The sequence below is a fragment of the Leifsonia sp. C5G2 genome (assembly GCF_013359685.1).
GTDB lineage: Bacteria > Actinomycetota > Actinomycetes > Actinomycetales > Microbacteriaceae > Leifsonia.
Genome location: NZ_JABFMV010000013.1, coordinates 40,687 through 54,882, shown reverse-complemented (window position 1 = coordinate 54,882; position 14,196 = coordinate 40,687). Strand labels below are relative to the sequence as shown.

Annotated in this window: 12 protein-coding genes; 3 read left to right on the top strand and 9 right to left on the bottom strand. The window is 72.3% G+C overall.

All coding sequences use genetic code 11. The annotated features are described in order from the left end of the window. Nucleotides 1-49 precede the first annotated feature (49 nt). Entirely contained in the window at nucleotides 50-925 is an 876-nt protein-coding gene (locus HNO83_RS15850) for a LysR family transcriptional regulator (protein ID WP_175338494.1), read from the bottom strand. A gap of 167 nt (nucleotides 926-1,092) precedes the next feature. Between HNO83_RS15850 and HNO83_RS15845 the strand changes: the two genes are divergently transcribed. Further along, nucleotides 1,093-5,868, top strand: a complete 4,776-nt coding sequence (locus HNO83_RS15845; protein ID WP_175338493.1) for an ExeM/NucH family extracellular endonuclease — start codon at nucleotides 1,093-1,095, stop codon at nucleotides 5,866-5,868. Nucleotides 5,869-5,935: 67 nt separating this feature from the next. Here HNO83_RS15845 and HNO83_RS15840 read toward each other — a convergent pair whose 3' ends face one another. Genes HNO83_RS15840 through HNO83_RS15815 form a run of 6 tightly spaced genes read right to left on the bottom strand, consistent with a single transcriptional unit; the run spans nucleotide 5,936 to nucleotide 10,390 of the window. Beyond that, nucleotides 5,936-6,259 (bottom strand): CHY zinc finger protein, encoded by a 324-nt coding sequence (locus HNO83_RS15840; protein WP_175338492.1) that lies wholly within the window; start codon nucleotides 6,257-6,259, stop codon nucleotides 5,936-5,938. Further along, nucleotides 6,256-6,867, bottom strand: coding sequence for a CbiQ family ECF transporter T component (locus HNO83_RS15835; RefSeq protein WP_175338491.1), 612 nt, complete (start codon nucleotides 6,865-6,867; stop codon nucleotides 6,256-6,258). The genes HNO83_RS15840 and HNO83_RS15835 overlap by 4 nt, the downstream gene beginning before the upstream one ends. Beyond that, nucleotides 6,861-7,556, bottom strand: coding sequence for an energy-coupling factor ABC transporter ATP-binding protein (locus tag HNO83_RS15830; protein ID WP_175338490.1), 696 nt, complete (start codon nucleotides 7,554-7,556; stop codon nucleotides 6,861-6,863). Before HNO83_RS15830 ends, HNO83_RS15835 begins: the two co-directional genes overlap by 7 nt. Continuing rightward, nucleotides 7,553-8,674 (bottom strand): thiolase family protein, encoded by a 1,122-nt coding sequence (locus tag HNO83_RS15825; protein ID WP_249776778.1) that lies wholly within the window; start codon nucleotides 8,672-8,674, stop codon nucleotides 7,553-7,555. Before HNO83_RS15825 ends, HNO83_RS15830 begins: the two co-directional genes overlap by 4 nt. Then, nucleotides 8,667-9,764: an AMP-binding protein gene (locus HNO83_RS15820; protein ID WP_349627246.1), complete on the bottom strand. Its 1,098-nt coding sequence runs from the start codon at nucleotides 9,762-9,764 to the stop codon at nucleotides 8,667-8,669. The genes HNO83_RS15825 and HNO83_RS15820 overlap by 8 nt, the downstream gene beginning before the upstream one ends. Next, complete coding sequence (locus HNO83_RS15815) at nucleotides 9,761-10,390, bottom strand: biotin transporter BioY (protein WP_175338488.1); 630 nt, start codon at nucleotides 10,388-10,390, stop codon at nucleotides 9,761-9,763. Before HNO83_RS15815 ends, HNO83_RS15820 begins: the two co-directional genes overlap by 4 nt. 56 nt (nucleotides 10,391-10,446) lie before the next feature. Here HNO83_RS15815 and HNO83_RS15810 point away from each other — a divergent pair, with 56 nt between their 5' ends. Next, on the top strand, nucleotides 10,447-11,049 hold the full coding sequence (locus HNO83_RS15810; RefSeq protein WP_175338487.1) for a TetR/AcrR family transcriptional regulator C-terminal domain-containing protein: 603 nt from the start codon (nucleotides 10,447-10,449) through the stop codon (nucleotides 11,047-11,049). On the opposite strand, the gene HNO83_RS15805 is transcribed toward HNO83_RS15810, so the two are convergent. Continuing rightward, complete coding sequence (locus HNO83_RS15805; protein ID WP_175338486.1) at nucleotides 11,030-11,410, bottom strand: DUF3566 domain-containing protein; 381 nt, start codon at nucleotides 11,408-11,410, stop codon at nucleotides 11,030-11,032. The two genes, HNO83_RS15810 and HNO83_RS15805, sit on opposite strands and share 20 nt — an antisense overlap. 217 nt (nucleotides 11,411-11,627) lie before the next feature. Continuing rightward, entirely contained in the window at nucleotides 11,628-12,257 is a 630-nt protein-coding gene (locus HNO83_RS15800) for a ScbR family autoregulator-binding transcription factor (protein WP_175338485.1), read from the bottom strand. A 128-nt stretch (nucleotides 12,258-12,385) separates the two neighbouring features. Between HNO83_RS15800 and poxB the strand changes: the two genes are divergently transcribed. After that, nucleotides 12,386-14,122, top strand: coding sequence for a ubiquinone-dependent pyruvate dehydrogenase (gene poxB / locus HNO83_RS15795; protein WP_175338484.1), 1,737 nt, complete (start codon nucleotides 12,386-12,388; stop codon nucleotides 14,120-14,122). The last annotated feature ends 74 nt before the right edge of the window (nucleotides 14,123-14,196 follow it).

Genomic DNA, 14,196 nt, shown 5'->3' with positions numbered 1-14,196 from the left:
TGTCCTCCATTGGCGGTGGCCCGGCGCGATTGCGTCCCCTCGACGGGGCTCAGCCGAGTGAGTCGAGCTCCTCGTGCACGAAGCGGGCGAACTGCTCCGCCGCGGCCGACTGCGACCGGGTGCGGTTGCGGGCGAGACCGATGATGCGGGTGGCCTCGTCGCGCAGCGGCACGGCCACGATCCCGGGCTCGGCGGGGGTGTCCGGGATGAGGGCGACACCGACCGCGTCCCGCACCAGCCCTCGCAGCGTGGACAGCTCGCTCACCTCGATCACCGGATCCATGACGACCCCGTGGGCGGCGAAGTAGGCGTCCGCGATGTGCCGGAGGCCGGACCCGGTGCGCAGGGCCACCAGATCGTAGGGGTCGAGGTCGGGCACGCTCACGGCGTCCCGCTCGGCGAGCGGATGCCCCGCGGGAACGCCGAGCACCAGCCGCTCGGCGGTGAGCGGCAGCCACTCGATCTCGGGGTCGCGCGGGTCGGGGCTGAGGAACGCCACGTCGGAGGCGCCGTCGCGCAGCGCGTCGAGCACGGTGTCGGCCGTGCCGCCGCTCAGCACGAACCGGATGTCCGGGAACAGTGCGCGGTACTCGCTGATCACGCGCGGGATGAGCCAGCCGCCGAACGACGACACGTAGCCGATGGACACGGTCCCGCCGGACGGGTCGCGCAGGGCCGCGATGCGGGCGCGGGCGTTCTCCAGCTCCGACTCGGCTCTGACGGCGTGGGCGAGCAGGATCTCGCCGTACTGGTTCAGTTCCAGGTGCCCGCGGCGACGGTCGAACAGCTCGACCCCCATCTCCTGCTCCAACCGGGCCAGCGAGCGCGTGAGGGTCGACTGGGAGACGCCGAGGGTCTCGGCGGCAAGGGCGGGATGACCCTCCGCGGCCAGGGCCCGGAAGTGGGCGATCTCGTCGATCCGCATGCCTCTCATCATGGCGCATCGGCGGGAGCCCCCGTGCGGTGCTCAAATGAGCGGTCTACCCCCGAACGAGTTTTCTGTACGTTCACACACGAGAAACAGTCCCGTTCGACGGATTCTCTACGTTGGCCGCGGACTCATCCCACGCACCTCACCGACCGAGGAGAACAATGTCAACCAGATTCGGCAGGCTGGCGCGCGCCGCGGCCGCCGCCATCGCGGGAGCCGGCCTCGCAGCCGGTGCGCTCGTCGCGACCCCCGCGCTCGCCAGCACGGACGGCAGCGGTGTCGTCATCAACGAGGCCTACCTCTCCGGCGGCAGCGCCGGGGCGGCCTTCACGAACAAGTTCGTAGAGCTCTACAACCCGGGCGACAGCGCGGTCAGCCTGGCCGGCTGGAGCCTCCAGTACCGCCCGGCGACCGGCACGGCCGCCTCGACCGGCGTCGTCCCGCTGACCGGCTCGATCGGCGCGAAGGGCTACTACCTGGTCGGCGGCGGCTCCAACGGCTCGAACGGCCAGGCCCTGCCGACGCCGGACGTGGCGAGCAACGCCCTGAACCCGAGCGGGACGACGGGCACGCTCATCCTGGCCAAGACGGCCTCCGCGCTCGCCCTGCCGACGGGTTCGGTGACCGGGAACGCGAGCGTCGCCGACCTCCTCGGCTACGGCACCTCCAACACGTTCGAGACCGTGAAGGCGACAGCGCCCACCGGCAACACCGATGTGAAGTCGCTGGTGCGCACGAACGCGAAGGACACCGACGACAACAGTGCCGACTTCACCCTGAGCGCGACGATCACCCCGCAGAACGCGGCATCGGCGCCCGGCGACCCGGGAACGGGCGACCCCGGCACCGGCGACCCCGGAACCCCGGGCGACGGCACCACGACCCCGATCGCCGAGATCCAGGGCACCGGCGACACCAGCCCGAAGGCGGGCACCACGGTGACCACGGCCGGCGTCGTGACCGCGCAGTACGCGACCGGCGGCTTCAACGGCTTCTACATCCAGACCCCGGGCACCGGCGGCGCGGTCGACCTCGCGACGCACACCGCGTCGGACGCCGTCTTCGTCTTCGGCTCGTCCTTCGCGGGACAGGTCGCCGCGGGCGACTACGTGAAGGTCACCGGAGCGGTCAGCGAGTTCAACGGGCTCACCGAGATCACCGCGACCGGCGTGACCAAGCTCGACGCCTCGACCGTCACCGCACCGGTGCCGGCGACTGTCGGCCTGCCGGCGACGGCGGCGCAGCGCGAGAGCCTAGAGGGCATGCTCGTCGCCCCGCAGGGCGCGTTCACCGTCACCGATGTCTACTCGGCGAACCAGTACGGTGAGATCGGGCTCGCGGCGGGCGAGAAGCCGCTCGTGCAGCCGACCGAGGCCGCACGCCCGGGCACCGCGGAGTACACCGCGGTCGTCGCCGACAACGCGGCGCGGGCGGTCACGCTCGACGACGGTGCGTCGACCAACTTCCTCAGCAACGCGAACAAGTCGAAGCCGCTTCCGTACCTGTCGGTCACGAACCCGGTGCGCGTCGGCGCCCCGGTCGCGTTCACCAAGCCGGTCATCCTCGACTACCGCAACAACACGTGGAAGTTCCAGCCGACCGGCGAGCTGACCCCGGCGAACGCGGACGCGGTCCAGCCGGTGGCGTTCACCAACACCCGCGCGGCGGCCCCGGAGAACGTCGGAGGCGACCTGCGCCTGGCGACCTTCAACGTGCTCAACTACTTCACCACCACCGGTGACCAGCTGACCGGCTGCACGTTCTACACCGACCGCGACGGCAACCCCATCACGGTCAACAGCGGATGCGACGCCCGCGGCGCCGCGAACGCGGAGAACCTGAAGCGCCAGCAGGACAAGATCGTCTCGGCCATCAACGGCCTCACGGCCGACGTCGTCTCGCTGGAGGAGATCGAGAACTCGGCCCGCTTCGGCGAGGACCGCGACTCCGCCCTCAGCACCCTCGTGGCGGCGCTCAATGCGGCCGCAGGCGGAGAGGTCTGGGGCTACGTGAAGTCCCCGTCGGCCCTGCCGGCGACCGAGGACGTCATCCGCACCGCGTTCATCTACAAGAAGGCGACCGCCGAGCCGGTCGGCGCGTCCAAGATCCTCGACGACCCGGCCTTCTCCAACGCCCGCCAGCCGCTCGCGCAGGCCTTCAAGAAGGTCGGCGCGAAGGACTCCACCGCGTTCCTCGCGATCGTGAACCACTTCAAGTCGAAGGGCTCCGGTTCGGGCGCCGACGCGGACCAGGGCGACGGCCAGGGCGCTTCGAACGCCTCGCGCGTCAAGCAGGCGCAGGCCCTCGTGGCCTTCGCCGACGAGCGCAAGGCGGCGCTGAAGACCGACAAGGTGCTCCTCATCGGCGACTTCAACGCGTACCTGAAGGAGGACCCGATCAAGGTCCTGACCGACGCCGGCTACGTCGACCAGGTCAGCACCCGCACGCCGAAGGCCACGTACTCCTTCGGCGGCACGGTCGGGTCCCTCGACCACGTGCTCGCCTCGCCCGCCCTGAACAGCACGATCATCGGCGCGGACGTCTGGAACATCAACTCGGGCGAGTCGGTGGCGCTGGAGTACAGCCGCTACAACTACAACGTCACCAACCTCTACGAGCCGGGACCGTACCGGTCCTCCGATCACGACCCGATCGTGGTGGGCCTCGGGCTCCTGCCGAAGCCGGTGACGCTCAACCTGATGAACATCAACGACTTCCACGGCCGGATCGACGCCAACACCGTGAAGTTCGCGGGCACGATCGAGAAGCTCCGCGCGGAGGCGGGCGAGGGCAACTCGCTCTTCCTCTCCGCGGGCGACAACATCGGCGCCTCCCTGTTCGCCTCGGCCTCGGCCGGCGACATCCCGACGCTCGACGTGCTGAACGCCCTCGACCTCAAGACGAGCGCGGTCGGCAACCACGAGTTCGACAAGGGTTACGCCGACCTCACCGGACGTGTGAAGGACGCGGCGACGTTCTCCTACCTCGGCGCGAACGTCTACAAGAAGGGCACGAAGGACCCGGCCCTGCCCGAGTACGCGACCTTCCAGGTCGACGGCCTGACGGTCGGCGTCATCGGCGCGGTCACCGAGGAGACCCCGACCCTGGTCTCGCCCGGCGGCGTCTCCACGGTCGACTTCGGCGACCCGGTGGATGCGGTCAACCGTGTCGCCGGCCAGCTCACCGACGGCGACACGTCCAACGGCGAGGCGGACGTGATCGTGGCCGAGTACCACGAGGGCGCCGGCTTCGGCACGCCCGAGGGTGCGACGCTCGACCAGGAGGTCGCGGTGGGCGGAGCGTTCGCCGACATCGTCACCAAGACGAGCGCGAAGGTCTCGGCGATCTTCACCGGCCACACGCACAAGCAGTACGCGTGGGATGCCCCGGTCCCGGGCGTCGCGGGCAAGACCCGCCCGATCCTCCAGACCGGCAGCTACGGCGAGAACATCGGCCAGATCACGCTGACGGTCGACCCGGAGTCGGACGCGGTCACCGCCTACACCGCCCGGAACGTCGCCCGCACGACGGACGCCGACGCCGCCCTCGTCTCCGCGTACCCGCGGGTCGCGGCGGTCAAGACGATCGTCGACAAGGCGCTCGCCGACGCGGCGGTGATCGGCAACCAGAAGGTCGGCTCGGTGACGAAGGACATCACCACCGCCTACCTGAACGGTGCGCGTGACGACCGGATGAGCGAGTCCACCCTCGGCAACCTCGTCGCCGATTCGCTGGTGTCGACCCTGTCGCCGGCGGAACTCGGCGGCGCCGAGATCGGCGTGGTCAACCCGGGCGGCCTCCGCGCGGAGCTGCTCTACGGCACCGACGGCAGCGTCACCTACGCCCAGGCCAACGCGGTGCTGCCGTTCGTGAACAACCTGTGGACGACGACCCTCACCGGGGCCCAGTTCAAGCAGGCGCTCGAGCAGCAGTGGCAGCGCAACGCCGACGGCACCGTGCCGAGCCGGCCGTTCCTCAACCTGGGGCTGTCGAAGAACGTCTCGTACACCTACGACGCCAGCCGCGCCGAGGGCGACCGCATCACGAGCATCATCGTGGACGGGAAGCCGATCGACCCGGCGAAGTCGTACCGCATCGGGTCGTTCTCCTTCCTGCTCCAGGGCGGTGACAACTTCCGAGCCTTCGCGGCAGGAAAGGACACCAAGGACTCCGGACTGATCGACCGGGACGCCTGGATCTCCTACATCCAGAAGAACAGCCCGCTCTCGCCCAGCTTCGCGAAGCTCGGCGTCGGCGTCAGCGGGGTGCCGTCCGGCACGCTGCAGCGCGGCCAGCAGGTCACCCTCCAGGTGTCCAAGCTGAACCTGACCTCGCTCGGCAGCCCGGCCAACACGAAGCTGGACCTCACCTGGAACGGCTCGGCCGCTCTCGGCTCCGCCCCGGTGGACGCCGCGGGCAACGCGACGGTGACCTTCGCGGTCCCGGCGGATGCGGCAGGCGCCAGCACGCTGGTGCTGACCGCGCCGGACTCGGGAACGGTCGTCCGCGTCCCGCTCGCCGTGGCCGACGCCCCGTCGAACCCGAAGCCGGGCACCGACCCCAAGGCCGCCAAGGAGTCGGCGCTCAAGAAGGCGCTCGAGGACAAGGTGACCGTCGACAAGGACACCTACAAGCCGGGTGAGGCGATCCGCGTCACCGTGGGCGCCGCGCACGCGGGCGAGTGGGTCTCCGTCTGGCTGTACTCGCCGGCGCAGAACGTCGGCGGCGGCTGGGTGCAGGTGCCGGCGGACGGCGTCCTGAAGCTCACGCTCCCGAAGGACGCCGGCAACGGCCAGCACAAGCTGTCGGTGCAGAGCGCGACGGGCGACGTGATCGGCTGGACGACGCTGAAGGTGAAGGCGGACAAGCCGCACACCGGCATCCCGGTGCTCGACTGGCTGCTCGACCTGCTGGACCGCATCTTCGGCTGGTTCTAACCGGAACGCGGCGGACGCCGGGCGCGCTGATGGCGCGCCCGGCGTTTCCGCGTTCTCGGCCTTCGGGTCAGACCTCGAAGTACAGGTGCGCGTGGAGACTGCAGCCGGGGTTGAACGCCGCAGCGCAGCTCGGGCACGAGTCGGTCTCCAGGTACTCCGCGATGGTCAGCTCGTTCCCGCAGACGCCGCAGAGCACCGCGTACTCGTCGCGGTCCGACAGCGGCCACTGCCGGGCCGGGTGGCCGGCCGTCTCGGCGTGGCAGAGGTGGCACGGGTAGTACTCGCCGCAGCAGGCGAACTTCAGGGCGACGACGTCGAGCGGCGTCCGGTAGTGGATGCACCGGGTCTCGTCGTCGACGACCGGTCCGAGCACGCGCGGCCGCCCGGTCATCGCACTCCCCGTGCGGCCAGGGCCTCGCCGAGCTGGTCGGCGTGCTTCAGCGACAAGATCAGGAAGGGCACGGCGAAGAAGCGCAGCCCCGGCCGTCCGCCGCGCGCCCGCTGCGCCTCCCGCACGTCCCCGGCGAGGCGCGCGACGACGGGAACGGTCGTCAGGGTGACGGTGAGCAGCACCGCGGCACGCTCGGAGTCGAGGCCCAGCCGCTCGAATGGCCGCAGCCCGCGCTCGACGGCGTCGAGCAGCTCCGTCACGCGCGTGGTCAGCACCAGCAGCCCGGCCAGCAGCACGGCCGCGGTCACGCGCGCGGTGTTCGCCACCGCGGGCTCGGGGCCGAGGAAGAGCAGCTGGGCGGCGAGCGTCACCACGACGAGCCAGCGGAGGGCGACGACCTGCCGGGCGAGCTCCCGCATCCCGAGCAGGCCGTCGTGCAGCCCGGCGACCGCGTAGGCGACAACAACGGCTCCGCCCGCGACGGTGGCGCCCCACCACTGCGAGGGCAGCATCGAGACCGCGAGCACCGCGGCGAGGACGAGGAGCAGCTTCGGGCCGGCCGGCATCCGGTGCAGGAGGCCGTCGCCCGGCCGGTAGAGGCTCAGCACGAGAGCACCCGCTCGTACTCGGCGACGATGTCGGCCGGACGGCCGACGGCCTCCACCCGGCCGGCGGCGAACAGCACGGCGGTGTCGCACCGCTCGGCCAGGGCGAGGTCGTGCGTGACGAGCACCAGCCGGTGGTCGCCCTCGTCGAGCAGGTGCGCGGCGACGCGGCCGGCGTTGCGGGCGTCCAGGTAGGCGGTCGGCTCGTCGGCCACCACCAGGTCGGGCTCGCGCACGAACGCCCCGGCCAGGGCGAGCAGCTGCTTCTGGCCGCCCGAGAGGTCGTGCGACGAGCGGTCGCGCAGGGCCGTGAGGCCGAAACGGTCGAGGGCCGCGTCCACCCGCCGTCGCTGCTCGTCGCGCGGCAGCCGCTGCGGCCGGAGCGAGAAGGCCACATCCTCGGCGACGGTCGGCATGACGATCTGCGCGTCGGGGTTGCTGAACACGACCGCGACCCGGCGCCGCAGCTCCGCCGCCTGGCGCACCGGGTCGAGCCCCAGCACGCGGAGGTGTCCCGCCGCCGGGGCGAGGAGTCCGGCGAGCAGCCGGGCGAAGGTGGACTTGCCGGAGCCGTTCTCGCCGATGACGGCGACGGTCCGGGCGTCCAGGGCGAGCGTGACGCCGAGGAGCGCATCCACCTCGCCGAGCCGCACCCGGACGTCGTCGAGCGCGATCGCCGGGCCGCCGTTCACGACACCACCTCGAAGACCGCGGCGACGCCCATCCCGCCCCCGACCGAGGCGGCCGCCACGCCTAGGGTGCCCGGTGCCGCGCCCGCGCGGACGAGCCGGCTGAACAGCCGCACCACCGCGACCGCGCCGCTGGCGCCCCACGGGTGGCCGAGCGCGAGCGCGCCGCCGTCGGCGCAGACGCGCGGGTCGTCGTCGTCGAGCCCGAGGCGGGCGAGCACGGCGATGCTCTGGGCGGCGAACGCCTCGACGAGCTCGAACGCCGCGACATCGGCCGTCGTCGCTCCCGCCCGGTCGAGCGCGGCATGGATGGCGGGTCCGGCGCCGACGCCGGGGAACGCGGGGTCGCAGCCGACCACGGCGGAGGCGCGCAGGGCGAGGCCGGGAGCGCCGCCGGGCACCAGGATTACGGCCGCGGCGCCGTCGCCGATCCGCGTCGCCGTTCCCGCGGTCAGCGTGCCGCCCGGGAAGAGCGGCGGCAGCCGGTGCAGCAGCGGGGCGGCCGCACCGATCGCGTCGTCGGCGGCGGCACCGCCCACGGGGACGAGCTCGGCGTCGAAGCGCCCCGCAGCCTGCGCGGCCGTCGCGCGGGCGTGGCTGCGGGCCGCGTGCGCATCCTGCCGATCCCGGGTGAGGCCATCGAGAGCGGCGAGGTCCTCGGCTGCGCGGGGCATGTCGGGATCCGGCCAGCCGTCGGGCGCGAACGGCGCCCGGTCGTAGGCCACGCCGTCGACGGAGCGAACGGGTGCGGTCGACGCGCTCTCGACGCCGCCTGCCACCCGCGCGCGGCGGTCACCCGCGGCGATGGCCGTCGCTGCGTCGACGATGGCGGCGAGGCCGCTGCCGCACTGCCGGTCGACGGTGCCGCCGGGGGTGGTCGCGTCGAGCCCGGCCGCGAGCGCCGCGATCCGGCCCGGATTGCCGCCGGGACCCATGCAGTTGCCGAGGAGGGCGTCGGCGACCGCGACCGGTGCGCCGGTCGCGGTCGCCGCATCGGCAAGCGCGGCCCGGATGACGGGACCGGCGAGCTCGCCGACGCTCAGACTGGCGAGCGCTCGGCCGCGCGTGCCGATCGGGGTCCGCCGGGCGGCCACGATCACCGGTGTGATCGACTCAGCCAAGGCGCACCAGCTCTCCCGCGGCGGCGCGCCGCGCGACCTCGGCTCGGGCCGGCTTGCCGGAGGTCGTACGCGGCACCGGGCCGACGAACCAGAGGCGCGGCCGGTGCGCCGGTGCCAGCTGCTCGCCCGCCGCCCCGCGAAGGGCGGCGACTGTCGGAGCGCCATCCTCGTCCGTCGGCTCGATCAGGGCGCCGACCAGAGCGCCGACCGGTCCGCGCTCGACCCCGAAGACGACGGCGTCGCGCACGCCTTCCGCCGAGCGCAGCACCGCCTCGACCTCCTCCGGCACGATCGTCGCGGAGGCGCTGAGGACGGCGTCGTCGTCCCGCCCGAGCAGCCGGAGCCGGCCATCGACGAGCTCTGCGCGGTCGCCGACCGTCGACCAGCCGTCGCGGGTGCGCAGCGGCCCGGGACGCGAGCCGCCGTACCCGAGGGCGACGAACGGCGAGCGCACCCACAGCACCCCGTCCTCCACGCGCAGCTCGACGCCCGGGAACGCGCAGAGGCCGGAGCCGTCATCCGCCGCGACGAAGGAGAGCTCGGCGGCGCCGTAGTACGCGACCACCCGGATCCCGGCCGCCTCGGCCCGCGCCCGCAGCGCGGGGTCGAGGTGCGAGCCGCCGATCAGGGCGGAGCGCAGCCGCGGCGGCCGCGCCTCCAGCGCACCCCGGAGCGCCTCCGGGGTGCCGTGCAGGTGCGTCGACTCCGGCCCGATCGGCCCGAGGGCCGGGCGCGGGCCGCCCTCCAGGGCGTGAGCGAGCGAGTACAGCGTCAGCGACGACGATGCCGGGGCGGGCAGTGCCACCACGTCGTCCGGGCCCGCACCGAGCAGGGCGGCGACGGCGGAATGCGAGGCGGACCACGACGCGGCCGTGCGGAGCACGACGCGGGGGCTGCCGGAGCTGCCGGAGGTCGCGGTCGCCCACCCCGCCTCCGCCGGGAGCATCGCGGTGCGGGTCCACTCCTCGATCGCGGTGCGCTGCGCCGCGGGCGACCGCTCGTCGAGCACGAGCGGCACGTCGCCCTCCGTGCGGGCTGCGCGCAGCCGGTCGAGGAGGGCGGGATCCCGCGCGTCGAGGAGCCGGATCACGCGACCGGTGCCGCGTCGCGGGTCTCGGCCGGCTGCGGCCGGGTCTCCCAGGTGCGGCGGAACGCGCGCGGGTACGCCCGCACGAGCGTCATCACGATGGCGGACGCGATGGCGGCCTTGATCAGGTCGCCCGGCACGAAGACGAGGCTGAGCTTCGCCGTCGCGTCGAGGGGCAGCCGGGTCACCAGGCTCTGCACCGGGACGCCGAACGCGTAGACCACGAGGATGCCGCCCACGAGCATCCCGACGACCGTGCGCCACCAGACCGGCTTGCGCCGACCGGCGTGCACGATCAGCCCGATGACGGCCGCCCCGACGATCCAGCCGATCAGGTAGCCCGCCGACGGGCCGACGAAGACGCCGATCCCGCCGCGACCGCCCGAGAGCAGGGGGAGGCCGACCGCGACCAGGGCGAGCAGCACCGTCATCGACAGGGCGCCGAGCCAAGGTCCGAGGATGGCGCCCGCGAGCATGACTCCGAGTGTCTGCGCCGTGATGGGGACGGAGCCGAACACGTTGATCCCGGCGGGGAGCCCCAGCACGGCGACGAGGGCGGCGAAGACCGCGACGCGGGCGAGGTCGGTGGCGTCGAGACGTCGACGGGGAGAGAGCGGGGAAGCGATCATCGCGGGGTCCTTACCTGAACGGTGTTCACCTGAACGGTGTTCACTATACTGACGGGATGGCACCGAGCGAAACCGGACGACGGCACTCCCGCGACGACGTGGTGGAGGCGGCCCTCCGCATCCTGGACGACTTCGGCCTCCCCGACCTCACCATGCGGCGACTGGCCGCCTCCCTCGACGTGCAGCCGAGCGCGCTGTACTGGCACTTCCCGAACAAGCAGACCCTCCTCGCCGAGCTGGCCGATCGCATCGTCGCCACCCGCCGCCGTGCGACCGTGGAGCCGGAGGGTTGGCAGGACGCCGTGCGCGCCGAGGCGGCCGCCCTCCGGGACGCGCTGCTCGCCTATCGCGACGGAGCGGAGGTCGTGTCGAGCACGCTCGCGCTCGGGCTCGGTTCATCCGAGACCGTCGATCGCCTCGAGCGCGCCGTGGCGCAGGGCGGCTTCGACGCGGAGACCTCCCGTCGCGCGGCGACCGCCCTCCTGCACTTCGTGCTCGGTCACGTCTCGCACGAGCAGCAGCGGCTGCAGTACGACTCCCTCGGGGTGCTCGCCGACGCCGAGAGCTCGCCGCTCGACGAGGACGACCCGGCCGCCGCCTTCGCGTTCGGCGCCGGGCTGCTCGTCGGCGGACTGGAGCTCAGTCGCTCCCGAAGGTGACCTTCCAGCCGCCCACGACGTGCACGGCCAGGTTGTAGAGGGCCGCGAAGATCGCTCCGAGGGCGGACACCACGATCACCTCGAGCAGGGCGACGACGAGCGTGAAGGTCATGACGTTCGAGAACGTCAGCCCGGCGACGAGCGCAGCGCCCTGGTCGCCCGCGATGTCCGTCAGGAAGGCGCTCGCCGAGCCGACCACGCCGAAGCGGTCGAGCAGCCACCACATGCCGAGCCCCAGGGCCACCGTGATCGCGGCGACGATGATGCTCACCAGGAACGAGATCTTCAGGGCGGACCAGAAGTCGATGTAGACGAGTCGCATCGTCGCGCGCTTCTTCTGCTTGCTGCCCCGAGACGCCATCCCCGACCTTCCCCACTGCTGCTCCCGCCGTCGCCGGCGCTCCCCGGCCGCCAGTCTACGGGACAGCCTCCGATGTTCCCGGCGGCCGGACCCTGAGAGTCCATACCGATCGTCCGGTTCTCGGGGTAGACTCGGGATGTCTCCCGGCGCGGCCGTAGCGGATTGGGGGCGCTGCGGCCGGGTCGGCTGCAACGCGAGCGGCGCGGGCGCCGCAGGCTCAGCGGACGAGGTCGGGCAGCGTCCGCAGCCGCTCCAACTCGGCCGCCGGCACGATCCCGGGCAGCAGCACCGTCCACAGATCCCGGACCCGCGCCAGCAGGTCGGCCCGGTGCGTCAGCGTCTCCGAGACCAGCTGGATGCCGGTGTACGCCGGGACGACGACGCTCGCCAGCATGGTCGTGTCGATGTCCGGCCGCAGGTCGCCCTCCTCCGCCGCGCGCCGGAACAGGGACTCGGCGGTGTGCAGCCAGTCCTCGTACGGCTCGGTCACCGGCGGGTCGAACAGCGAGACGTCGGTGGTCAGCCGGATGCCGGCGGACACCACCGGGTCGGTCAGCAGCTGGTGGGCGAGCGCGACGCTGAGGAGCACCATCGTCTCGAGCCCCGGCCGCCCCTCGTCGACCACGCGGGCAGCGATCGTCATCGTCCGCGCGTGCTGCTCGGCGATGACGGCGCGGGCCAGGTCGTCCTTCGACGGGAAGTGGAAGTACAGCGCGCCCTTCGTGACGCCCGACTCCGCGGCGATGTCGGCGATGGAGGCGAGGCCGTAGCCCCGACGACCGAACACCGCTGCGGCACCCGCCACGATCGTCCCGCGCGTCACGTGCGCCCGCTCCTGCTTCACCATGATGGCCTCACGTTAACGCACAGTTCCCGTGCGCGGGATGGATGATCTGCTCGCACAGCGTAGCGTTGGGCGTGCCGGGCGCGCTCCGTGCGCTCGGACCACTGCAGACCGAGCTCGAGGAGTCCCGCATGCCCACCGTCGCCGACACCATCGTCGAGATCCTCCAGGATGCCGGGGTGAGCCGTGTGTACGGCATCCCCGGCGACTCGCTGAACGGCTTCACCGACGCGCTCCGCCGCAATGGCGGCGGCATCCGCTGGGAGCACGTGCGGCACGAGGAGGCGGCGGCGTTCGCGGCGTCCGCCGAGGCCGCGCTGACCGGCGAGCTCGCGGTGTGCGCGGGCAGCTGCGGCCCGGGGAACACGCACCTCATCAACGGTCTGTACGACGCCAACCGCAGCCGCGTCCCTGTGCTCGCGATCGCCGCCCAGATCCCGGGCGCGGAGATCGGAAGCGGCTACTTCCAGGAGACGCACCCGCAGGAACTGTTCCGCGAGGCCGCGGTCTACACGGAGCTGGTCAGCCAGGCCGACCAGATGCCGCGCATCCTCGAGATCGCGATTCGCACCGCGGTCGAGCGCCGCGGCGTCGCGGTCGTGGTCGTGCCGGGCGAGATCTTCCTGGCCGACAGTGCGGGCCGGAAGAAGTCGGCGCCGATCGCGTTCTCACCGCGCGTCACGCGCCCGACCGATCCGGAGCTGGCCGCTGCGGCCGACATCCTGAACTCCGCGAAGCGGGTCACCATCCTCGCCGGAGCGGGTGCGGAGGGTGCGCACGCGCAGCTGCTGGAGATCGCGGGAGCTCTCAAGGCCCCGATCGTGCACGCCATGCGCGGCAAGGAGTTCATCGAGTACGACAACCCCTACGACGTCGGCATGACCGGGCTCCTCGGCTTCTCCTCCGGCTACCGCGCGATGGAGTCGTGCGACGCGCTGCTCATGCTCGGCACCGACTTCCCGTACCAGCAGTTCTATCCGTCGAAGGCGAAGATCGTCCAGGTCGACATCCGCGGCGAGAACCTCGGGCGGCGCGTCCCGCTCGACCTCGGCCTGGTCGGCAGCGTCAAGGACACGGTGGAGGCCCTGCTCCCGCTGCTCCACGACCGCACCGACCGCAAGCACCTCGACGCATCGCTGGCCCACTACGCGAAGGCCAGGAAGAGCCTCGACGACCTGGCCGACAACGACCGCAACCGCACGCCCATCCACCCGCAGTACGTCGCTCGGCTGGTGAGCGAGCTGGCCTCCGACGACGCGGTGTTCATCCCGGACGTCGGCTCGCCGGTGGTCTGGGCGGCCCGTTACCTGCGCATGAACGGGAAGCGCCGCCTGATCGGCTCGTTCACCCACGGCAGCATGGCCAACGCGCTGCCGCAGTCCATCGGGGCGCAGACCGCGTTCCCCGGGCGGCAGGTGGTTGCGCTCGCCGGCGACGGCGGGCTCGCGATGCTGCTCGGCGAGCTGCTGACCCTCCGGCAGAACAAGCTCCCCGTGAAGATCGTCGTCTTCAACAACTCATCCTTGAACTTCGTGGAAGTGGAGATGAAGGCGGCCGGTTTCGTGACCTTCGGCACCGGGCTGGAGAACCCCGACTTCGCGAAGGTCGCGGAGGCCGTGGGGTTCTACGGCCGCCGGGTCGAGCGGCCGGACGATCTGGAAGGCGCCCTCCGGGACGCGTTCGCGTACGACGGCCCCGCCCTGGTGGATGTGGTGACCGCGCGGCAGGAGCTCAGCATCCCGCCGGCGATCACGGCGAAGCAGGTCGCCGGGTTCACGCTGTACGCGCTGCGGACCATCATGAACGGCCGAGGCGACGAGCTCATCGACCTCGCCGACACGAACGTGTTCCGCCGGCTGTTCGACTGAGAACGGCTTTTTTCGAGAATTCGCGTTATCGAACGCGTGTCCATCCGTCTTCATCAGTGACGGCGCCTCTCCTG

What these genes read in the sequence shown, in the direction of transcription:
- HNO83_RS15800 (WP_175338485.1), bottom strand. Translation starts at nt 12,257, where the DNA reads ATGGTGAAGCAGGAGCGGGCGCACGTGACGCGCGGGACGATCGTGGCG.
- HNO83_RS15815 (WP_175338488.1), bottom strand. Translation starts at nt 10,390, where the DNA reads ATGATCGCTTCCCCGCTCTCTCCCCGTCGACGTCTCGACGCCACCGAC.
- HNO83_RS15845 (WP_175338493.1), top strand. Translation starts at nt 1,093, where the DNA reads ATGTCAACCAGATTCGGCAGGCTGGCGCGCGCCGCGGCCGCCGCCATC.
- HNO83_RS15810 (WP_175338487.1), top strand. Translation starts at nt 10,447, where the DNA reads ATGGCACCGAGCGAAACCGGACGACGGCACTCCCGCGACGACGTGGTG.
- HNO83_RS15805 (WP_175338486.1), bottom strand. Translation starts at nt 11,410, where the DNA reads ATGGCGTCTCGGGGCAGCAAGCAGAAGAAGCGCGCGACGATGCGACTC.
- poxB (WP_175338484.1), top strand. Translation starts at nt 12,386, where the DNA reads ATGCCCACCGTCGCCGACACCATCGTCGAGATCCTCCAGGATGCCGGG.
- HNO83_RS15850 (WP_175338494.1), bottom strand. Translation starts at nt 925, where the DNA reads ATGCGGATCGACGAGATCGCCCACTTCCGGGCCCTGGCCGCGGAGGGT.
- HNO83_RS15840 (WP_175338492.1), bottom strand. Translation starts at nt 6,259, where the DNA reads ATGACCGGGCGGCCGCGCGTGCTCGGACCGGTCGTCGACGACGAGACC.